Annotated in this window: 23 protein-coding genes; 12 read left to right on the forward strand and 11 right to left on the reverse strand. The window is 37.4% G+C overall.

Translation table 11 applies throughout. The annotated features are described in order from the left end of the window. Window positions 1-77: 77 nt before the first annotated feature. The 9 genes from CLO1100_RS17710 to CLO1100_RS17750 all read right to left on the reverse strand — a co-directional run bounded on the left by CLO1100_RS17710 (window position 78) and on the right by CLO1100_RS17750 (window position 8238). Window positions 78-278, reverse strand: a complete 201-nt coding sequence (locus CLO1100_RS17710; RefSeq protein WP_014315142.1) for a cold-shock protein — start codon at window positions 276-278, stop codon at window positions 78-80. 256 nt (window positions 279-534) lie between these two features. Then, window positions 535-1329: a class I SAM-dependent methyltransferase gene (locus CLO1100_RS17715; RefSeq protein ID WP_083826398.1), complete on the reverse strand. Its 795-nt coding sequence runs from the start codon at window positions 1327-1329 to the stop codon at window positions 535-537. A 19-nt stretch (window positions 1330-1348) separates the two neighbouring features. Continuing rightward, window positions 1349-1516 (reverse strand): small, acid-soluble spore protein, alpha/beta type, encoded by a 168-nt coding sequence (locus tag CLO1100_RS17720; RefSeq protein WP_014315144.1) that lies wholly within the window; start codon window positions 1514-1516, stop codon window positions 1349-1351. A gap of 61 nt (window positions 1517-1577) precedes the next feature. Continuing rightward, complete coding sequence (locus CLO1100_RS17725) at window positions 1578-2813, reverse strand: S41 family peptidase (protein ID WP_014315145.1); 1236 nt, start codon at window positions 2811-2813, stop codon at window positions 1578-1580. Window positions 2814-2952: 139 nt separating this feature from the next. After that, the gene (locus CLO1100_RS17730) at window positions 2953-4080 is read right to left on the reverse strand and encodes a peptidoglycan DD-metalloendopeptidase family protein (protein WP_014315146.1); all 1128 of its coding nucleotides are present in this window, start codon (window positions 4078-4080) and stop codon (window positions 2953-2955) included. A 53-nt stretch (window positions 4081-4133) separates the two neighbouring features. Then, entirely contained in the window at window positions 4134-5048 is a 915-nt protein-coding gene (gene ftsX, locus CLO1100_RS17735; RefSeq protein WP_014315147.1) for a permease-like cell division protein FtsX, read from the reverse strand. Further along, complete coding sequence (gene ftsE, locus CLO1100_RS17740) at window positions 5017-5724, reverse strand: cell division ATP-binding protein FtsE (RefSeq protein WP_014315148.1); 708 nt, start codon at window positions 5722-5724, stop codon at window positions 5017-5019. Before ftsE ends, ftsX begins: the two co-directional genes overlap by 32 nt. Window positions 5725-5775: 51 nt before the next feature. Next, a complete protein-coding gene (locus tag CLO1100_RS17745; protein ID WP_014315149.1) occupies window positions 5776-6855 on the reverse strand; it encodes a PucR family transcriptional regulator in 1080 nt (359 codons plus the stop codon). A 135-nt stretch (window positions 6856-6990) separates the two neighbouring features. Next, window positions 6991-8238, reverse strand: a complete 1248-nt coding sequence (locus CLO1100_RS17750) for an MFS transporter (RefSeq protein ID WP_014315150.1) — start codon at window positions 8236-8238, stop codon at window positions 6991-6993. A gap of 284 nt (window positions 8239-8522) precedes the next feature. On the opposite strand from CLO1100_RS17750, the gene CLO1100_RS17755 reads away from it, so the two are divergent. The 5 genes from CLO1100_RS17755 to CLO1100_RS21185 all read left to right on the forward strand — a co-directional run bounded on the left by CLO1100_RS17755 (window position 8523) and on the right by CLO1100_RS21185 (window position 10882). Beyond that, complete coding sequence (locus tag CLO1100_RS17755; RefSeq protein ID WP_014315151.1) at window positions 8523-8999, forward strand: GyrI-like domain-containing protein; 477 nt, start codon at window positions 8523-8525, stop codon at window positions 8997-8999. A gap of 38 nt (window positions 9000-9037) precedes the next feature. Further along, on the forward strand, window positions 9038-9538 hold the full coding sequence (locus CLO1100_RS17760; protein WP_014315152.1) for a DUF2589 domain-containing protein: 501 nt from the start codon (window positions 9038-9040) through the stop codon (window positions 9536-9538). A gap of 72 nt (window positions 9539-9610) precedes the next feature. Beyond that, window positions 9611-10165 carry a DUF2589 domain-containing protein gene (locus CLO1100_RS17765; RefSeq protein WP_014315153.1) on the forward strand — a complete coding sequence of 185 codons (555 nt, stop codon included), beginning with the start codon at window positions 9611-9613 and terminating at the stop codon, window positions 10163-10165. Between the two features lie 122 nt (window positions 10166-10287). Beyond that, the gene (locus CLO1100_RS21180) at window positions 10288-10623 is read left to right on the forward strand and encodes a hypothetical protein (RefSeq protein ID WP_014315154.1); all 336 of its coding nucleotides are present in this window, start codon (window positions 10288-10290) and stop codon (window positions 10621-10623) included. Next, window positions 10613-10882: a hypothetical protein gene (locus CLO1100_RS21185; protein WP_242836618.1), complete on the forward strand. Its 270-nt coding sequence runs from the start codon at window positions 10613-10615 to the stop codon at window positions 10880-10882. The genes CLO1100_RS21180 and CLO1100_RS21185 overlap by 11 nt, the downstream gene beginning before the upstream one ends. Before the next feature lie 125 nt (window positions 10883-11007). Here the strand turns inward: CLO1100_RS21185 and ugpC are convergent, their stop codons facing one another. Next, entirely contained in the window at window positions 11008-12126 is a 1119-nt protein-coding gene (ugpC, locus tag CLO1100_RS17775) for a sn-glycerol-3-phosphate ABC transporter ATP-binding protein UgpC (protein ID WP_014315155.1), read from the reverse strand. A 337-nt stretch (window positions 12127-12463) separates the two neighbouring features. Between ugpC and argC the strand changes: the two genes are divergently transcribed. The 7 genes from argC to CLO1100_RS17810 all read left to right on the forward strand — a co-directional run bounded on the left by argC (window position 12464) and on the right by CLO1100_RS17810 (window position 21590). After that, entirely contained in the window at window positions 12464-13405 is a 942-nt protein-coding gene (gene argC / locus CLO1100_RS17780) for an N-acetyl-gamma-glutamyl-phosphate reductase (protein WP_014315156.1), read from the forward strand. A gap of 51 nt (window positions 13406-13456) precedes the next feature. After that, on the forward strand, window positions 13457-14368 hold the full coding sequence (gene argB, locus CLO1100_RS17785) for an acetylglutamate kinase (protein WP_014315157.1): 912 nt from the start codon (window positions 13457-13459) through the stop codon (window positions 14366-14368). Between the two features lie 196 nt (window positions 14369-14564). Further along, window positions 14565-15767, forward strand: coding sequence for an aspartate aminotransferase family protein (locus CLO1100_RS17790; protein WP_014315158.1), 1203 nt, complete (start codon window positions 14565-14567; stop codon window positions 15765-15767). Window positions 15768-15811: 44 nt separating this feature from the next. Next, a complete protein-coding gene (carA, locus tag CLO1100_RS17795) occupies window positions 15812-16867 on the forward strand; it encodes a glutamine-hydrolyzing carbamoyl-phosphate synthase small subunit (protein ID WP_014315159.1) in 1056 nt (351 codons plus the stop codon). A 68-nt stretch (window positions 16868-16935) separates the two neighbouring features. Beyond that, the gene (carB, locus tag CLO1100_RS17800; RefSeq protein ID WP_014315160.1) at window positions 16936-20148 is read left to right on the forward strand and encodes a carbamoyl-phosphate synthase (glutamine-hydrolyzing) large subunit; all 3213 of its coding nucleotides are present in this window, start codon (window positions 16936-16938) and stop codon (window positions 20146-20148) included. Window positions 20149-20175: 27 nt separating this feature from the next. Further along, window positions 20176-21093 carry an ornithine carbamoyltransferase gene (gene argF, locus CLO1100_RS17805; protein WP_014315161.1) on the forward strand — a complete coding sequence of 306 codons (918 nt, stop codon included), beginning with the start codon at window positions 20176-20178 and terminating at the stop codon, window positions 21091-21093. A gap of 20 nt (window positions 21094-21113) precedes the next feature. Beyond that, a complete protein-coding gene (locus CLO1100_RS17810; RefSeq protein ID WP_014315162.1) occupies window positions 21114-21590 on the forward strand; it encodes a GNAT family N-acetyltransferase in 477 nt (158 codons plus the stop codon). Window positions 21591-21677: 87 nt separating this feature from the next. Here CLO1100_RS17810 and CLO1100_RS17815 read toward each other — a convergent pair whose 3' ends face one another. Further along, window positions 21678-22280, reverse strand: coding sequence for a DUF3794 domain-containing protein (locus tag CLO1100_RS17815; RefSeq protein WP_014315163.1), 603 nt, complete (start codon window positions 22278-22280; stop codon window positions 21678-21680). Window positions 22281-22368: the final 88 nt, after the last annotated feature.

Here is a 22368-nt window from a genome sequence, read left to right on the forward strand (position 1 = left end):
CCCATATATATTGAAAGCCCCGATATCTATAATATCGGGGCGTTAATGGCTACTTCAGTATATAGTTAAAGCAATAATTATGCTCTCTGAACGTTTGCAGCCTGAGGACCCTTAGCTCCTTCAACAACGTCAAATATTACTTCTGAGCCTTCCTCAAGTGTTTTGTATCCATCCATAGTGATTGCTGAAAAATGAACAAATACGTCATTTCCGCCATCTCTTTCGATAAATCCAAATCCTTTTTCAGCGTTGAACCACTTAACTCTACCTTTTTCCATTATTAAATTCCTCCTGAATATAACTAAACTGTGCGGCGAGCAATGTCGCCACTTTTTGATAACATATAGAAGTTTAACACATAAGACTTAAACTGTCAAATTATATTTAACTTATAATATGCCATTTATAAATCTATTCACCCGATGAATTTGATTCAAGCTTATTTTTTCACTATTATCAGCATTTATTCTTCTTCTTCTTTGGAATCTCTTTCAAATTGAGAACGTAAATTCCAAACAATTTATGTAACACATTTTATTTCCTACAAACATAAAAATTTCTTTGGCTGATGGGAGAAGGTTTTCTCAAAGTTAATTCTCCAAAACGGGATACAAACTCCATACCTGAATTTTTGATAAAATCCATTATTTCACTATCGGAGTAAGCCTTTTCATAGTGGGTCTCATCAAACCTTTCATATAATCCATCCTTCATTACAAAAAAAGTAAGATCAAATCTTGCTTTTCTTGTCTTTGGGTTATAAGCATTCTCCCATATATATGTAACCTCATCGTTAATTTCATAAAAAAGATTGTCGGCAATTGTGTTTTCAAATTTGTACTGGGTATTTATATCAAAAATAAATAATCCTCCGGGATTGAGGTAATTCTTTACCAACTTGAACATTTTATTTATTTGTGACGGATTAGTCAGATAATTAAAACTGTCCAAAAGACATACGATTGCATCCACTGTTCCGTAAAGTTCAAAGCTGCACATATTCTGATTTAAGAAAAGTATATCCAGACCCTCTTTTTCAGCCTTTTCAGCTGCACAGTCCAACATATCAGAGGATAAATCAAGGCATATCATATCGTAACCCCTGCGGGCCATTTCAACTCCGAAGCTGCCTGTACCACAACCAAGCTCAAGTATCATAGAAGCATTCAGATTATTCTTTTTTAAGATACTTTCAACATAATCCGCCCATTTTTTATAATCAATATCCAGAGTTAATTTATCGTAAACATATGCAAAATTATTATAAATAATTAAACACACCCTTCTGATTTTTATATTATTGAAATAGTACCATATTATACTTAACATATACAAGAAAGCCAGCAAATTATATCTGCTGACTTTCCTGAACTTGCATTTTTTTTCTTTTTGTAACCAATCCTCCAATGCGTCCTGTTTCTTTTGGAGTAAGGCTTTTCCAACCGTTTTTCATAACCTTTTCTATTAAGCCCAGTTCCCGAGCAATTTCATACTTTAATTTTTCATTATCATCCACTTTATCAACACCTCCTATTGGTATTATGTGGATAATAATAGATATTTATACCTATTTTGTATTATTTTTGACTAATAACCTCTATGGCTTTTTGAAGCTGTAAGTCATCTTCTCTTGGAATTGCCGCAACATCTGTATCTTTATACTTCTCAGGTAACTTAATTTCAATATCAGGCTTTATACCCTGTCCCTGGATACAAACACCTGACGGTGTATAATATCTTGCTATTGTTACCTTTAATCCCGTACCGTCCTTAAAGGAATAAGTTGTTTGAACCAGCCCTTTTCCAAAGGTTTTTGTTCCTATTAGTGTTCCTTTTTTAAAGTCCTTAAGAGCACCGGCAAGAATTTCAGAGGCACTTGCACTGTTGCCGTTTGTAAGTACTGCTATTGGCATATTTAATTCTGTTGCATCTGATGGCTGTACATGTTTTTTGCCACTTTTGTCCTTTGTGAATACTATAGTTCCCTTGGGCAAAAGTCGGTCTGCCAGTGACACTACTTCATCGTATAATCCTCCCGGATTATCTCTTACATCTATTATTAACCCTTTAGCCCCCTGCTTTACTAAGGTATTTAATTGACTTATAAAGTTCTTGCTTATATTTTTATCGAACATTTTCAGCTTGATATATGCAATATTACCATTGAGCATTTCACTTCGAATATTTACCAAAGCTTTAATCTTTTTTCGCATAACAGGGATATCTTTAGTACTACTTTCCGATTCTCTGAGTATAGTGAGAACAGTTTCTGTATTTTCAGGACCCTTTATCATGCTTGCTATTAGTGTTTCATCCTTGATACCCGTAATGTCTTTACCGTCAATTTTAAGAATCTTGTCCCCTTGCTTTATTCCTGCGGCTTTTGCCGGAGAATTATCATATGGCTCCAAAACGGTTACTACTCCATTTTTATCAAGCATTATAGGCAAGCCAACACCTACGTACTCATTCTCCGTATTGTTCTGAAGGCCAGTAAACCATTTCATTTGCTGCTTATTGTAATATACTGTATAGGGGTCGTTCAGTGAATCTGCCATACCGCTTATTGCACCTTCTACAAGCTTGTTTGTATCTACATTTTCATAGTAGGCTTTCTGTAGTATGCTCCTTGCTTCGTTAAATTTTAGTATAGTGCTCCTGTCTACACTTTTTTTATTAAAAGTAAGGGAGTAACTTCCATTAAAATACATTAAACCGCCGTACACCAGAATTGATATTGTAAAACATACTATTGCTGTCATTGTTATGACTGAAAACAAACGTTTTGTTTCTTGGTCTTTCATATTCAGCATTGAGAACACCTCTTATTTGATTTTTTCTTAGTAATATTCTTCCATATTTTCCGACTTTTAAGTATACAATAATAGATATGTCTAAAAATATAATATTAAACCCGCATTTATATTATGCGGGTTTGTCTGAATATATATTTTATTTATAGTAAGCAAGCGGGTCTTTTGTCTCTCCACTTTTTCTGACTTCAAAATGCAAATGCGGCCCGGTAGACAAGCCCGTACTTCCAACCTTTCCTACGGTATCACCTTTTTTCAGATAATCTCCCTCCTGTACCAGTATCTTGCTCTGGTGAGCATACAGTGTTGCAAGGCCTCCACCATGGTCTATTATGACACAATTACCGTAACCGCCGTTCCAACCCGCCATAATTACCTTGCCGCTATTGGCAGCAACAATTGTTGCACCTGATGGAGCATCTATATCGATACCTGTATGGAACTTTCTGACTTTATATATAGGATGTATTCTATATCCAAATGGAGATGAAATTCTGGTATACCCCGGTGTAGGCCAGGATAGTACTCCTCCCGCATATTTCGCTGTGGTACTGCTCAGCTGGGTTATCTTTTTTGCCAATTGCTTAGATAAGGCTATCATTTCATCTTCTTTTTTTTCAAGGTCTTTCAGCTTTGATTTTGATGCCTCTATTTCAGATTGAACCTTTTTACTTGTGCTTTTAATATCTGCAACCTTATTAGTCAAAGTTTTTAACTGTTCATTTTTTTCCTGAAGTTCTCTCAGCTTATCCTGCTTTTGAAGTTCAGTGCTCTCTCTTCCTGTTATAATTTCCTGTATAAGCTTGCTGTCATTTTCCTTTACCAGTGAAATTATCTCCAATCTGGAAAAAAATTCGCTCAGGCTCTTTGATTCTACAAAAACCTCAAAGGGAGATTGATTCATATTCTGATACATAATTCTCATTCTAGTCTTAAAAAGCTCTGTTTTAGCCTTATAATCCCTATCTATCTGCTCAATCTCATTTGTAATACGTTCAATATCCGACTTTACATCAGAAATCTCCACTGACTTTTTATTCAAATTGCTCTGAGCCTTCTGAGCCTGGGAATCCAGATTATCCTTGTCTTCTTTACCCTGCTCAATCTGATTTGACAAGGCCTTCTTTTCACCGGCTATCTGACTAAGCTCACCTTTGACATTTTTCTGCTGCTCTTTCGCTTTATCCAAAGTGGATGCACTGGTAGGTATAACTACACTTGAAAATATGTACAATATAACCATTAACAAAGTTAACCGTTTTTTCATTTTACCCCCCTATTTATCATACGTATAAAATTAACTAAAAATCATAAATCATACTAAACATGGAGGTGCTTACGGATTGACATTACACTTCCGGATGCACCTATCAAAGCACTAACCCCCAGGTAGAAGAAAACAAGCGTACTCCATACATACTTGTAATCCATTATTTCAAATCCATCACCCAATGTAGCAAGATTGCTGGTTACTCTTGGCTGAGTAAACCCGTAAAGATATGAAATAATTATAAACGCAAATAAAGCCCCGGTTAACCCTATGAGAATTCCCTCAAATATAAACGGCCATCTTATAAACCAATCGGTAGCACCTATGTATTTCATAATATTTATTTCCTTACGCCTTGCAAAGACTGTAAGCTTTATTGTGTTTGAAATTATAAACAGCGAAACAATTAATAATACTCCAATCAGAACAAGGCTTACTATTCTCACCCATCTTGAAATAGTAGCAATCAGGTCTATAGTTTGTTGAGAATATTTCACATTTTCCATCCCTGCCAAAGCACGGAGTTGGCTCGCTACGAGCTTGCTGTTCTGAGGGTCTTTCACCTTTATTATAAAAGATACGTTCATGGAGCTTTCGTCGTATCCTTCAAGTATATTTGCTCCACCCTCGTTCGACTTGTCATTGGCAAGAAATTTTTTAAATTGCTCAAAAGCTTCTTTTTTTGTTACTATAGAATAGTTCTCAATATATTTGTTATTTTTTATCTCAGTCTCTATTCCGGAAATCTGCTGGTCTGTCAGTGTAGGTAAACAGTATGCCTGCATCTGGGGCTGAGCGTACAATATATCAAGATTATGATTTAGATTGACAAGTATCAGGTAAAACCCTCCAAAAAGAATCAAAGCCGCACTTATTATACTGATTGAAGCCAGTGACATAAGTTTGTTTCTATATGCATTTTTAAAACTCTCTTTAAGAATATATTTTAAACTCCGTATCTTCATCCACGTAAAGCCCTTTCTGCTGATCCCTTATTATCTTGCCTTTCTCAATGGCTATTACCCTTTTCTTCATTGCATCGACTATGCTTCTTTCATGAGTAGCTACCACAACAGTAGTTCCTCTCTGATTTACCTCCGTCAGAAGCTTTACAATCTCCCATGAATTTTCAGGGTCAAGATTTCCTGTAGGTTCGTCCGCAATAAGCAGGGCAGGATTATTTACCAAAGACCTTGCAATAGCCACTCGCTGCTGCTCTCCACCAGACAACTGGTGAGGGTATGCATTCGCTTTTCGGCTCAAACCCACAAGTGCAAGGGACATAGGTACCTGTCTGCGTATTTCACGAGGGAGACACTCTGTTATTTCCATTGCAAATGCAATATTTTCATATACAGTTTTGTTGGGCAGAAGTCTGAAATCCTGAAACACCATACCTATACCCCGGCGCAAATATGGCACCTGTCGTGTATGCAGTTTTGAGAGCTGGTACCCGTTTACAATGACCTCGCCCTGAGTTACGGATTCTTCCTTCATTAAAAGTTTAAGTAAAGTAGATTTACCTGAACCGCTGGAGCCGATTATAAAAGCAAAATCCCCCTTATTTATTTTAAGGTTAATTCCTTTTAATGCTACAGTACCGTTCGGGTATTTTTTATACACGTCAATAAATTCTACCACCTGCAATTAACTCCCTTGTTTGGATTTTGTGACAGTGCCTCACAGCTTTTGCTAACCATTAATGTTAGCCAGATACTTTTTGACAAGTATTGCAACTTTAAATATTACTGCATCATCAAAGCTTGTAAGTTCAAGGCCTGTGAGTCTCTTAATTTTTTCCAGTCTATATACAAGAGTATTTCTGTGAATATAGAGCTGTCTTGCAGTTTCGCTGACATTCAAATTATTCTCAAAGAATTTCTGTATTGTCAGCATTGTCTCATTGTCCAGAGAATCTGCAGAGTTGTCCTTGAAAACCTCGTCAAGGAAAAGCTGGCACAAGGTGGTTGGAATATGATATATCAGACGTCCCATACCCAAATTATTATAATCATATATATTTTTATCTCCACTGAATATATTTCCGATTATCATGGACATCTGTGCTTCTTTATAAGATTTTGTAATATCTTTAAGGTTATCTATAATAGTACCTATTCCTATATAGGCTTTTACCATAAGTTCGGAATTAAGTGTATCTACAAGCACTCTTGCGAGTTTATATACTTCCTTGTAGTCATCCTTATTCTTGACCTCTTTTACAAGAACTACGTTGTCATCGTCAATAACCACAACGAAGTCCTTTCCTTTATTCGGGAAAAGACTTTCTATAACCTCATGGACATGAACATCCTTGTCACTGGTGGCATTTATCAGATATACAACTCTCATTGCATTATAATCAATATGAAGTTCTTTTGACTTTACAAGAATGTCACCGGGTAAGATATTTTCAACTACAATATTTTTGACAAAAGTATTTTTATCATACTTTTCATCATAATAGCTTTTAAGGTTAAGTATATTTAAAGTAAATAATTCAAGAAATTTTGAATCCTGCGGATCAGCCGCCTGTATAAATGTAATAAACTCTATCTTATTCTTCAAGATAACCTTATTATATAATTTCCCGTCTATAAGCGATTGTTGTGCCCTTTCCAGTACAAAAGAAGCAGCTTGCTGGTCTTGTTGTCCTATCATCTGAAAGTTCGAATGGGCTATAACAACACCACTGTCGTCTGTTACCCCAACCTCTTTGCCGAGTATTTCACTATATTTGTCAGACAGCGTCTGAAATAATTTTACAGACATCATAAACCTCCCTGCTTAAAATGAGCATAGTAAATTGCCGTAAATGTATCACAATTAATTAGAATTATACACTATATCATTTTTTTTTACTACAACGCATATTGTAAATTTATTTTTAATGGCCTTCAAATATCACTATCTGTTGATAATTGCAGGCTTATTCTTATTCTTAAATAAGCTTAGTCCCATAATCATTAAAAGCGGAAATACAGTTGCAGCAAATATCCCTGTCTTTAAACCGACTTGTTGAGCATCCAATCCATAAATAGCTCCAAACTCAACAAGTTTAGCTGATTTTTGGGAATAGTCCGATATTAGTCCGGCAACCCATGGTCCCACAGAACAGCCCAGATCCCCAAAGATTGCAAGTATCCCAAACATTGCGGTACCTCCACCGGGATATTTTTCAGAAGTAAGGCTGAAAATGCCCGGCCACATGAGACTCACTGACAAACCACACAATGCACAGCTAAGCAAAGATATAATCGGTATCTGTACAAAAACAGCAGTTGTATAGCAGATTACGCACAAGACACTACTTGCCAACAAAGCCTTTTTAAGGTTAATCTTATGTCCATATATACCATAGAGAATCCTCACCAGTCCCATTAAAACTGCAAACAAACACGGCCCCAGCAAATCTCCCATAATTTTTGACACCTTTAGACCTTTTTGAGCAAATAGTGATGACCATTGGGACATCGCCAATTCAGAGGCACCTGCACATACCATAAGTAACATGGCAATCAAAAAGAGCCTTGACTTCAGCAGCCGTTTTACCGGAACCCTTTCGTGCTCAGGCATGGCAGGAACCAGTGGTACTCCCATAAATTTGAAAAAGTTGTATGCAGGAACAGCCGCCCAGATTATGGGCAATATATACCAGAATCCTTCCCCGGCTATTTTAATAAATAATGTAGATATTAATACTACAGCAACCTGTCCCCAGCAGTAAAAAGAATGGAGGAGGCTCATAGCAGAAGCCTTTGCATCACCGGGAATAGAATCTACAATGGGACTAACCAACACCTCAATCAAGCCCCCGCCTATTGCATACAGCACTACAGCCATGACCAGACCGATATATGGCGTTGGCAATAATCCCGGCAATGTACCAAGACCTACTAGCCCTGCAGCGCAAAAGAAATGTGCGGTTACAACAGATATTCTATACCCTATCTTATCCACAAATCTCACCGCTAAAGCATCTACGACAAGTTGTGTCCCAAAATTTATCAATATCAATCTTCCTATCATTTCGAATGAAATATTATATTGATTTTGAAAGATAATAAAAAGAAGCGGTGCAAGATTATTTACAATTGCTTGTGAAATGTACCCGAGATAGCAGGCGTGTAGAGTATTTTTATATGTCTTGGTCATTTATGCTCCCCTTAATTTTTAGTTTTCTTTATACAAACTTAGTTTTAAATTGATTATAGCATCTTAAATTAAAAAATTCAGTTGTTAATAACATATTAGAGGTTACAAAATAAATTTGTCTCTTGTTTGTAACTTGTCTATGTATCAAGTTAACTATACCCTTAAAGCTTAAATCTTTTAGTAATATCGTACATTTTCAAGAATATAATTGTTTAATATACCTATATTTATTCTATAGTTAGCCCAGCTGAATAATATTACAAATGGAAAAGGAGAGAATTTTAATGGTACAGATTGAAAGAGAAAAAAGCTTTAAAGCAGAGAATGTTTTATCCTTACGCAGAAAAATCACGCAGTCCCAAGCAAATGAAGAGATGAATAAAATAGCCAAGTATTTAGGCGAAAATAATCTAAAGCAAACCGGTCCAATTATCACGGCTACGTTTGCCGTTGATTCGGGATTGAGTGAACCTTTAATGGACATGGAGATACTTGTTCCAATAGACAAAAAAATAACCTCACCGGCAGAATATAAATTTAAAGATATTTTTCATATCAAACATGCTGTCCATGCTAAACACGTAGGCACCCCTGCAACATTACATAAAACCTATAATGATCTTTTTACCTATTTAAAGGAAAACAACCTCCAGCAGATTACAACCGCATATAATGTTTATATTAAAAATATTGAGTCAAGGCAGCCTGCTGATAATCTGAATATAGATGTATATATCGGAGTTAACCCGTCTGTTTTATAGCCATAATCATATACATTTTTACAATGGAGGAAAATATCATGATATTTGATAAAAACAAAGAAAAGAACGTTAATGCTACTCTCTCCGACATAGTGAGAGGAATGCTGCATTCTGTCAATTGTAGTCAGGAAATTCTGGATCAACATTTTAATAAGATCATTGAGAAATATTTTAATTCAGACGGAACTCCGATAACTAAGTCATTTAATGTAGATTCTGAAAGATGCGTTGAAATACCTTTAATTACATTAATAAATCCCTCTGCACTGGCACTTAAGGAAATAGATCTGGAAATGTCTCTTCATATTGACCAGGTCAATGTTAAAAAGCATATATGCTCCAACTTGGCTGATATTCTCGACAGGGGAAGTTTTAACGTTTCTGTAGTTCCATCAAATAAGTCCAACGACAAACAATCAGATATGGTGGATATTTCAATGAAATTCAGAGCAATAGAGCCGTCAGAGGGAGTATCAAGGTTTTTGGATGAATTCATTAAAAAGATTAGTCCAAGACATTGTGAACCTAACAAAGATTAAATATCCTGTTTTCAAAGTTTCTACTACGGTAGAAGATAAAAATATATATCACAAAATAGGAGGTATTTTTCTATGGCTATAGGAGATAATTTCAAAGATTTGCCAATGGCGGAATTGATAGGTGCTCCTCTTCAGGCAGTTTGCCAGTCACAGGTTCAGCTTGCATCAGCATCCTGGCAGTTTATGCAAACCATAGCCTTTCAAGAAGACGGCACACCAAGGTTATTAAATTTCGAACTGGAACGTCCTGTTGAGAGCGAAGCCGGAATAGTGGTAAATAAGGTAAATGTACAGGCACCCTTTATCGGTCTTGTACCCATTCCGTCACTTCTAATCGATAATGTTACAATCGATTTCCAAATGGAAGTTACTGATGTAGTATCCAGCAAGGACACCTCCCAAAGCGAAGGTAGTATAGATGCCAGTTATAAGAGTTTCTGGGGGCTTTCCGTACAAATACACGGCAAAGTATCATCCAGTAGAGAGAATACCAGAAGTACCAATCAAACTGCAAAATATCAAGTTCATGTTGGAGCAAGTCAGCAGCCTCCTACGGAAGGTTTAAGCAAGCTTATGGATATCATGGCAAGCTGTACAGCACCACTTTCCGTCACAAAAGGTTCATAATAAATAATTCATACCCTTGGGATTTTGATGGATATTTATACTCTGGATTAAGCTTATATATCTATACCCTTTATATTAAAAATTACTAAAAGGTGTATTAAAGGCCGAGATAAGGAGGAAAAATGGGGTACATATTTTATGCGTTAAACAACTCCGCCAATTGTGCCGGCATGGCACCTCCTGCCCTTGCAGGAGGTGCCTTTGGGGTCGCTGCACTTCCTCCTGCCATGAACATGGCAGGAACATACATAATTGTTAATACCATGACTAATAACAGATACATAGGTATTGCGGCAAATATTCAAAATCGATTTCAAACACGACTTGCTACTGTTACCGAGATGGGGTTCGGTCCCGCTGTATTAGCTAATATCGGAGTAACCTGGGGGGGTCGCTCATTGTCGAAATACTTTACCTGTACCTCCTCTAGTTCCTGCAGCAGCGCCGGTGCCCGGTAGTATTCCGATTGCACCCGCTGCCGGGGCCCCATATACTGCAATTATAGACGGCGCAGTCATAAATCTGGAGCATTTGTTGATTCGTTTCATATTAACACGGCTCGGTGCCGGAGGTACGGTATCAAACAATCTAATGGTAGGCCCTTATGTTAACCCTACACCGTATCCCATTACCGTTGCATTACAATGGGGTGCCATGGGAGGACTTTTTGTAGCAAATACCATGCAAGCTATCTGGGGGGCCGGTGTAGCTTGGTAAGAACAGCTAAACATTATAAGACCAACAAATAAACAAGCCTGACACCTCTTTTAAAGGTGTCAGGCCGCTATTTTTCAATATAACTTATTCTTTTTAGTCCAAACCATACGGCTCATTAACTAATATTAGTTAATAATTGTACGCTCAGTTTCCTTGTCAAATATATGAAGCTTGTTAGCGTCTATTGCAACCTTAATAACATCACCAGACTGAGTCTTTGTTCTAGCATTAACTCTTGCAGTAACAGTTCCAGTTGCACCTTCAATTATCATATAGAGATAAGTTTCAGCACCCAGCATTTCAACCAAGTCAACTTTAGCTTCTACCATACTGTCTGGCATTGATTCAATGTACATTGCCTCATCATGAAGATGTTCAGGTCTAACACCAACAACAACTTCCTTACCGATGTAATCAGTTCCTTCCAATTTCTTAGCCTTACCTTCAGGAATCTTAATATCATTCTTACCGAATACGAGATGTAAGTCATTTCCTCTCTTAGTAAGAACAGCATTCATAAAGTTCATTTGAGGGCTTCCTATGAAACCTCCAACGAATATGTTGCATGGTCTGTCATACAGAGCTGTTGGTGAATCAACCTGTTGGATGTATCCATCCTTCATAACAACGATTCTTGTACCCATTGTCATAGCTTCTGTCTGGTCATGTGTTACATATATAAATGTTGTGTTAAGTCTGTTGTGTAGTCTTCCTATCTCAGTTCTCATCTGAACTCTGAGCTTAGCATCCAAGTTTGAGAGAGGTTCGTCCATTAAGAATACTTTAGGTTCACGAACGATAGCACGTCCTAACGCAACTCTCTGTCTCTGACCACCTGATAAAGCCTTTGGCTTTCTGTCAAGCAAATGTTCGATATCGAGGATTTTTGCTGCTTCCTGAACACGCTTCTTTATTTCTTCCTTTGGAGTCTTTCTCAATTTTAAACCAAAAGCCATGTTATCAAATACTGTCATGTGAGGATACAATGCATAGTTCTGGAAAACCATCGCTATATCTCTATCCTTTGGAGCAACATCGTTTACTAATTTATCACCAATGTACAATTCGCCTTCTGAAATTTCTTCCAAACCAGCTATCATTCTAAGTGTAGTAGTCTTACCACATCCTGAAGGACCAACCAGAACAAGGAATTCATTGTGTTCGATATCAAGATTAAAATCATTAACAGCAGTAACCCCACCTGCATATCTTTTGTAAATATTCTTTAGCTTTAAACTAGCCATTTTTATACCTCCCTGAAACATCCTTATAAATTTAAGTTATCAACGTATCACGATTTATATATATTATGATACACTGCTGACCTTTTACAAACCATATTGTTTTTTAACAAAATTAAATTTTTGCTTTTAGTACTTTTGTATAGTATTAAAAATATAATTCTTATATTGCATAAAATTTGCATAAATAAAATAAAAATCCTCTGTTATATTGAATTTTTATGCATCGCATTGTATAATTATAAAATAATATTAATTTTATGCATAAATTTTCAATATCCGAAATTTTATTGTGAATATATCTATCTGCTATCTATTATATAGAAAGGATTGAATCTATATGAAATATAAAATTTATGTAGACGGAAGTGAAGGTACTACAGGATTAAAGATAAATGAAAGATTGGAAAAAAGAAACGACATTGAAATTCTAAGGATAGACCCTGATAAACGTAAAGATATTAATGAAAGAAAAAAATACATAAATAGTGCAGATATAGTTTTTCTTTGTCTGCCGGATTCCGCTGCTAAGGAAGCAGTATCACTTACAGAAAATCCTTCTACTAAAATTATTGATGCAAGTACGGCTCACAGGATTGACCCTGACTGGGCTTATGGTTTGCCTGAATTAAGCAGTGGTCACCGTGAGAAGATACAAAATTCAAAAAGGGTTGCTGTTCCGGGCTGTTATGCAACAGGATTTATCAGTATAGTCCATCCACTTGTTGCAGGCAACATTCTTCCAAAGGATTACCCTGTAACCTGCCATGCTCTTTCCGGGTACAGCGGCGGAGGAAAAAAACTCATAGCACAGTACGAATCTCCTGAAGGACACAATTTTGAGAGTCCACAGCTTTATGCCCTAGGCCTGTCACACAAACATATTCCTGAAATGACTGTTATCAGCGGACTTGAACACTCACCTATTTTTTCTCCTATAGTATGTTCATATTTCAAGGGTATGTCGGTATGTGTGCCTTTATACAGAAAACTTCTTTCAGGAACTCCTTCTATTGAAAAGATTCATGAGTACATTACTAATTACTATAGTAATCAAAAATTTATGAAGGTCATGCCACTAGGTACGGAAAAGGAGTTTCCCAACAGTTTTCTTGGTGCTACCCGTGTCAATGATACAAACTACCTTGAAATCTATGTTACAGGAAATGAAGAACAAATCATGCTTGTATCTGTTCTGGATAATTTGGGAAAAGGTTCTTCCGGTGCCGCCATACAAAATATGAATATAATGTTGGGATTTGACGAGGATACCGGACTTTAATAATAATTTAAATATCTGAGCCATATTTCAGATTTAACGGAGGTCAATTTTATGAATTATGATAATTTGATTAAGAAAGCAGAAATATTAATTGAAGCACTTCCTTACATACAGAAACTTTATGGTAAAACCGTTGTAATAAAATACGGCGGCAATGCAATGATTAATGATGAACTTAAAAATTCGGTAATGGAAGATATTACGCTTTTAAAATATATCGGAATGAACCCTGTGTTGGTACACGGTGGCGGGCCCGACATAAACAAGGCACTTCAGAATTACAACGTAAAGAGTGAGTTTGTAAACGGTTTAAGAGTTACGGACGCACAGACTATAGAAGTTGCTCAGATGGTTCTGGTTGGAAAAACCAACAAGCAGATTGTATCAATGCTCAACCACAAAGGCGGAAAAGCCATAGGCTTGTGTGGTATCGACGGAAAGCTCATTGAATGTGAACAGTATAAAACGGAAATCGACGGAGAGCTAAAGGACATAGGATATGTCGGAACAATTACAAAAATTAATTCAAAGGTTCTTGAGCTTATCTCAAAAGATGAATACATACCGGTTGTAGCTCCAATAGGTGTGGGCCCCGACGGTGAGAGCTACAATATAAACGCAGATACCGTAGCAGGTGAAATTGCGGCTGCACTGAAAGCGGAAAAGCTCATGCTTCTCACAGATGTAGAAGGTGTCAAGCCTTCAAAGGACAGCGAATCAATAATTCCCGCCCTTACTATTGACGAGGTTTATGACCTTATTGATAAAAAGGTAATTGCCGGAGGTATGATACCAAAAGTTTTAGGTTGTGTTGAAGCACTTGAAAAGGGCGTTGGCAGAACACACATAATTGACGGACGTATTCCCCACTGTATTCTTCTTGAAATTTTCACTTACAAGGGAATCGGTACAATGATTATGAAAGATAAGCATCTTTACCACGAAAACGAGGCTTTGTATTAATATTAATTATTAAAACCCGGTCTAAAGTAATTTTATAAGGCATTTGACACTTCCTGTACTGGCTTAGCATAGGAAGTGTATTAATTTATAAAGAAAATCACATACATAAATTGGTTGCATTTTTATGCATATTAATGTATAATTATAAATTATAAATAACGCAATAATATATTTTAGGCATGAAGGAGTGATTATCATGGGTTTTGAAAAAATACAGGAATATGATGATAAATATTACATGAATACATTTGGTAAAAGGATACCTGTTGCCTTTAAAAGAGGTAAGGGTATACACTTATGGAGTACAGAAGGAGAAAAGTACACAGACTTTTTCTCAGGAATTGCAGTGAATTCCATAGGTTACGGCCATCCGATTTTTACTGAAATGGTCAGTGAGCAGTTGAATAATCTTGTACACTGTTCGAATCTTTACTACATAGAGCCACAGGCTCAGCTTGCTAAAGAGCTGGTAGAAAACTCCTGTGCAGATAAGATATTTTTTGCCAACAGCGGCGCTGAAGCCAACGAAGGTGCAATCAAGCTTGCAAGAATTTACTTTAAAAAACAAGGTATGCCGGAAAAATACGAGATTATAACCCTTAATAAGTCCTTTCATGGAAGAACCATAACAACTCTTAGCGCTACAGGTCAGGAAAAGTATGCAAAGCCCTTTGAGCCACTTACACAAGGTTTTAAAAAAGTTCCTCAAAACGATATAGCTGCTTTGGAAGCTGCCATTACTGAAAATACGTGTGCAATTATGTTGGAACCCATTCAAGGAGAAAGCGGAGTTTACCCGTGTGATTGCGAGTATATGAAAAAAGTCAGGAATTTGTGCAATGACAAAAACCTGCTGCTTATATTCGATGAAGTTCAGACCGGCATGGGAAGAACCGGCAAACTCTTCGGATACCAAAACTTTGACATCGAGCCTGATATATTTACTCTTGCAAAGGCTTTGGGAGGAGGAATTCCTATAGCTGCGGTATGTGCTAAAGAATCGGTTGCAGAGGCATTTGCCCCCGGCGACCACGGTTCAACTTTCGGAGGAAATCCTTTAGCCTGCACAGCGGGTCTTGCAGTTATGAAAATAATGAAGGACGAGAAGCTTCCTGAAAATGCTGAGAAAATCGGCAGCTACATTAAGAGCGAACTGGAAAAAATGGCATCCGCTTCCTACCCCATAATTTCTGAAGTGAGGGCGGCAGGCCTTATGATTGGCATAGAGCTTAACAAGGCTATCGCTCCTAATGTCAAAAACAAAATGTTTGAAAAGAAATACCTTATTGCCAATATAGGTCAAAATATTTTGAGAATACTTCCGCCTCTTATTATTACGCAGGAAGACGCAGATGATTTTATTAAAACATTAAAAGAATCATTGGAAGAATTAAATTAAACAAATTAGCGAGTCGCTTTCAGGCTCACGGAGGTTTATATATAATGAAAGCAGTTCTATTACTTGAAGACGGTACATATTTCTCAGGAGAAGGTTTTGGAAAAAGCGGAGAAACAGCCGGAGAAATTGTTTTTAATACTTGTATGACAGGGTATCAGGAAATAACTACTGACCCTTCCTATAACGGGCAGATTGTAACCATGACATACCCCCTTGTCGGGAACTACGGATTCAATTCTATCGACAATGAATCCTACAAGCCTCATGTTCAGGGCTTTATAGTTAAGGAACTTTGCTCTACTCCCAGCAACTGGAGAAATGATATGGACCCGGATCAATATTTTGCAAAACACAATATTGTAGGTATTAAAAGTATTGATACCAGAGCGTTAACCCAGCATATACGTAAGCATGGGAGCATGTACGGAATCATATCTACAGAATGTGGGAATCTGGATACCCTACGCAAAAACCTTGAAAACTATAAAAGTGTCCCAAGAAACCTTGTAATGGAGGTTACGTCAAAAACTCCGACTCATCTTCCCGGCTCTGGTAAAAAGGTGGTACTACTGGATTTCGGTGTAAAAAGCAACATAATACGTTCTCTTGAAAGCAGAGACTGCGATATACACATTCTCCCTGCTTTCAGTACCTTTGATGAGATTATGGAATTAAATCCTGACGGTATTCTTCTTTCCAACGGACCCGGTGACCCAAGGGATTTAACTGTTGCTAAAAAAACAGTTCAAAAGCTTCTGGGAATAAAACCAATCATGGGAATTTGCCTTGGACATCAACTTTTGGGACTCTCATTGGGATGCAATGTTAAAAAACTCAAATTTGGCCACCACGGCGGCAACCATCCTGTTAAGGATTACATTACAGGAAGATGTTATATTACTTCTCAGAATCACAATTATGCAATAGACAGCAGTTCCAACGATGATATCGTAATAACACACAGGAATGTAAATGATGATACAATTGAAGGCTTCAGACACAAAACGCTTCCATTGATAAGCGTACAGTACCATCCTGAAGCAGCACCGGGTCCACAGGATTCCGCATACATTTTTGATGACTTTGTAAAAATGCTTTAGTTTTTAAAATTTTTAACAAGCAGTTAATACATCATATTACCGCATTGCGGCTCATGGAGGCGAATGGTATGCCAAGGAATATAAATATAAAAAAAGTTTTGGTAATAGGTTCAGGGCCGATCGTAATAGGCCAGGCTGCAGAGTTTGACTATTCCGGTACTCAAGCCTGCAAGTCCTTACGGGAAGAAGGTATTGAGGTTGTTCTGATTAACAGTAACCCAGCCACAATTATGACTGATACCCAATCAGCAGATAAGGTATATATTGAACCCATTACTCTTGAATTTGTTAAGAAAATCATATATAAGGAAAAGCCTGATGGAATTCTCGCATCACTCGGCGGTCAAACCGGCCTTAACATGGCTGTTGAACTTGCTGAAGACGGAATTCTTGACGAGCTTAACATAGAACTTCTGGGAACTTCCCTCTCCTCTATAAAAAAAGCAGAGGACAGAGAGCTTTTCAAGGAGACAATGCAAGAAATTGATGAAAAGGTTGCACCAAGTAAAATTGTAACAACCATGCAGGATGCTATTGAATTTGCAAAAGAAATCGGATTCCCTATTATTATCAGACCTGCTTACACACTGGGAGGTTCCGGCGGTGGAATAGCAAATAATATGGAAGAATTTAAATATATTTGCGGAAAAGGCCTCAAGCTTAGTATGATTAGTCAGGTTCTACTTGAGCAAAGTGTTGCAGGCTGGAAAGAAATTGAATATGAAGTAATGCGTGATAGCAATGACAACTGCATTATTATATGTAATATGGAAAACTTTGACCCGGTTGGAGTACATACCGGGGACAGTATAGTTGTTGCTCCCAGCCAGACCCTGTCTGACGTTGAGTACCAGATGCTGAGAACCGCTTCCATAAAGATAATAAGGGCTTTGGATATAAAGGGTGGCTGCAACATACAGTTTGCTTTAAATCCCGACAGCTTTGAGTATGTAGTTATTGAGGTGAATCCAAGAGTCAGCCGTTCAAGTGCATTGGCATCAAAAGCGACTGGATATCCTATTGCAAGAGTTACGGCAAAAATAGCTATAGGAATGACACTTGACGAAATAAAGAACTCTGTTACAAAAACCACCAGTGCGTGCTTTGAGCCGTCATTGGACTATGTTGTAACAAAGGTTCCCCGTTGGCCTTTTGACAAGTTCGCCAATGCTGACAGAAGCCTTGGAACACAGATGAAAGCTACCGGTGAGGTTATGGCCATCGGACGTACATTTGAGGAATCCTTGCTTAAAGCAATTGACTCTCTTGATATTAAATTTAATTATCAGCTGGGTCTCAGCCTGTTTGACAGTATGAGCCGAGAAGACCTTGTTGAGTATATAAAGCACCCTAATGATCAACGAATATTCGCAATTTGCAAAGCTATACAAAAGGGTGTTTCAGCAGGTGAAATAGTCAGAATTACAAAAATTGACGACTTCTTTATAAGAAAACTTAAAAAGATTGTAAGACTGGGAGAAGAAATAACAAATGCAGGTATTGCATGGCTTGATTATGATTTATATGCAAGGGCAAAGAAAATAGGGTTTGGTGATTCCTATATAGCCAATCTTGCCAACGTACCTCTTGAAAAAATACTTGAATTGAGACAAAAGTATCCTATCAACCCTGTTTACAAGATTGTTGATACCTGTGCAGGTGAATTCGAAGCCGCTACTCCGTACTATTATTCAACATATGAAGAAAAAGACGATGTTGAGGTTACCACAGGTGATAAGGTTCTGGTTATAGGCTCAGGCCCCATAAGAATCGGTCAGGGTATAGAATTCGATTATTGCAGCGTACATTCCGTTGAAACCCTTAAAGAAATGGGAATTGAATCAATTATTATAAATAATAATCCCGAAACTGTTAGCACGGACTTCGATACCTCCGACAAGCTGTATTTTGAACCTCTTACAAAGGAATGTGTTCTGGATATTATAGAAAAGGAAAAACCACTTGGGGTTATTGTTCAATTTGGCGGTCAGACTGCAATAAATCTGGCTGAAACCCTGCATCAAGAAGGTGTAAAGATTCTCGGAACATCAGTCCGCAGTATAGACGTTGCAGAGGACAGGGATAAATTCTTAAAGCTTCTGGAGTCTTTGGATATTCCTATTCCGGAAGGTAATACAGCCTATTCCTTCCAACATGCAAAGGAGATTGCCAATAAAATCGGTTATCCCGTTCTGGTAAGGCCATCTTATGTACTTGGGGGCCGTGCCATGGAAATTGTATATAACGACAAGACTCTTGAAGAATACATCACTATGGCTTCTGAAATTTCTACAGAACACCCTATTCTAATTGACAAATATGTAGTTGGTAAAGAAATGGAAGTTGACGGAATATGTGATGAAAATGAGGTCCTTATTCCGGGAATCATGGAACATATAGAACGTGCGGGAGTTCATTCCGGAGACAGTATTGCCGTTTATCCTCCGAGAAATCTTTCTCAAAAGGTAAAAGATACTATTGAGGACTATACTATCCGTCTTGCCAAGGCTCTAAAAGTAAAAGGTTTGTTTAATATACAATTCGTTATGGATAGCAATGAAAAAGTCTATGTAATTGAGGTTAATCCCCGTGCCAGCAGAACTGTCCCTATAATGAGCAAGATAACGGGAATTCCTATGGTAGGCGTAGCCACTAAGTTGATTATGGGCAAAACCCTTAAAGAATTGGGTTATAAAAATGGCCTTGCTAAAGAAACCGATTTTTACGCAGTAAAAGCACCTGTCTTTTCATTTGCAAAGCTGACTACAGTTGATACATTCCTAGGGCCTGAAATGAAATCTACAGGCGAGGTTATGGGTGTTGACAGAGATTACTACAATGCGTTGTACAAGGCAGTAGCTGCTTCCGGTACTAAGATACCATCCGGCGGAAATGTTCTTTTGTCGGTTGCTGACAGGGATAAAAATGAATGCAGAGATATAGCCAATAAATTACTGGAGCTTGGATTCAGACTATCGGCTACAAAAGGAACATATGAAGCATTAAAGTATGCAAACCTTCCTGTTGAATTTATTGAAGATGAAAAAGTTCTTGATTTGATAAAGGAAGATAAAATTACACTGGTTATTAATACTCCAACAAGAGGTAAAATGCCTGAAAGAAAAGGTTTTGTCCTCAGAAGAACCGCAATGGAATACAATATTCCGTGCATAACTTCTCTGGATACAACCAATGCGGTTTTAAGTATTTTGGAACGTCTCATAGCAGACAATAAGGCCGACGTTTATGCCCTTGATGAATATTCAGTATATAGAGGTTAAAATCTATTTAATGGAGGTAATATTGTTATGAAACATTTATTAAGTCTTAATGATTTAAGCACTGATGAGATACATGATTTATTAAAGCTTTCTGGAAAGCTCAAGAGGCAGACCAAGGAAGGAGTGCAGCACCATCTTCTAAAGGGTAAGACACTTGGAATGATTTTTACAAAGTCATCCACCAGAACCAGGGTTTCCTTTGAAGTTGGTATGTATCAACTGGGTGGGTATTCCCTCTTTCTAAGCTCAAACGATATACAGCTTGGCCGGGGTGAGTCTATTTTTGATACTGCTAATGTTCTGTCCCGTTACATAGACGGAATTATGATAAGAACCTTCAAGCAGAGCGACGTTGAAGACCTTGCAAAGTACGGAACTATCCCGGTAATAAACGGTTTAACTGATGAAATGCATCCGTGTCAGATACTTGCAGATCTGCTGACTGTTTATGAACACAAAGGGAAACTTGAGGGTCTGAAGCTTGCATATATAGGTGACGGGAATAATGTTGCCCACTCCCTGCTACATGGCTGTGCCAAAACGGGAATGGACATTGCAATAGCTTCTCCTAAAGGCTATGAATGTGACAGCAGATATGTGGATGAAGCAAAAGAAGCTGCAAAGTCCAGCGGTTCCAAGGTAGTACTAACTCAAGACCCTGTTGAGGCAATTGCTAATGCGGACGTTGTTTATGCAGATACATGGATAAGCATGGGTCAGGAAGACCAAAAGAAAGAAAAGCTTAATATATTCATGCCCTATCAGATTAATTCCCAGTTGTTTGCTAAAGCAAAGGAGGACGCAATATTCCTCCACTGCCTGCCGGCATACAGAGGCTACGAAGTAACCGATGACGTTATTGACGGAGCTCAATCAGTTATTTTTGACGAAGCAGAAAATCGTCTGCACGCTCAGAAGGCAGTGATGGCAACCCTAATAGGTTAAAATCAGAATGAGGGATTAACATGAATTATTCATTTATTATCAGAAAAGCTACTATAGAAGATGCCCCTGCTATTGCAACTATTATACAGGAAGCTTTTAAGAAATATATGCAGGATGCAGGTTTATCTGTAATGATGGATGCTTTGACAGAAAGTATCGATACTATAGAAGCCGATATTGCTGAAAAAGAAGTTTACATAGCCCTTATTGACAATAATCCGGTAGGTACTATCAGGATTAAGATATTGCCGGATAAATCAGCGTATATAAGCCGTTTTGGAGTCATGCTTGATTACCACAATATAGGTATTGGAAAATCCCTTATGAACCTTGCAGATAAGATTTTAAAACATCATGGGGTAAAAAAGGTAAGCCTCCATACTGCCTCAAAATACCGTGACCTTATTCGCTTTTATTACGGCAGAGGCTTTTATGTAGAATCTATCAGTACAGACAGGGGCTACATAAGAGCATTACTGGTAAAAGAATATAATTAGGATGTATATAAATTTAGGGGGTATGAAAGTCCACAATAACTTTCATACCCCCTCTTTTGTTTATTCAGTTATTTTAATCTTATTTTTTTATGGGCATATATTACATTTTTCAGGTTTTACAGTTATTTGTATATGCCTTAGTACTTTAAGGTCAATCTTTACGATAACCTTTTCTCTTAATTTCTTATACTGCTTAACTGAACCTTTTTCCCAAATTGGATCTTCCAGAATATCTATCTCGCAGGAATCTTCTACGTCAGCATATTCTATTTCAAAGTCATCACCGGGGCGAGCTCCGGGAACTTCTATAAAACATGCAAATGGTATATTAACTGCAACATGCCTTACGTCTCCGTAATAGCTATCGTATTTCTGATAACCGCAATAAAAATCACATTTACCTTCATAAGTTTTGTAGTTGATATTCTTATGCAAAATACCGTTAATAAGAACCTTGTTTTTACATACGTGTACTATGAGGTCCCTTACCTCCTTGTGAATATCCTTAATTTCAACAGCCGGATACTGCTCAGGAAAAGGAATAACACACTCCACTAATGTCTGGCAATTGTTTCTACCAATGACCTCTGGTACTTTAATGCACTTTTCACCAATTTTTTTTCCTCCGTCATAATCAAATTCTTCGCCACCACAACACTGGCTTTTCTGATTAATTTCAAATTGTGACATTTTATTAATCCTTTCTAAAAATTTTGTTCCTAATATATACTATTTTTCATAATATAAAAAGTTGCATTATGTTAACTGATTTTTTTAC

The organism is Clostridium sp. BNL1100, assembly GCF_000244875.1.
Lineage (GTDB): Bacteria > Bacillota > Clostridia > Acetivibrionales > DSM-1351 > Ruminiclostridium.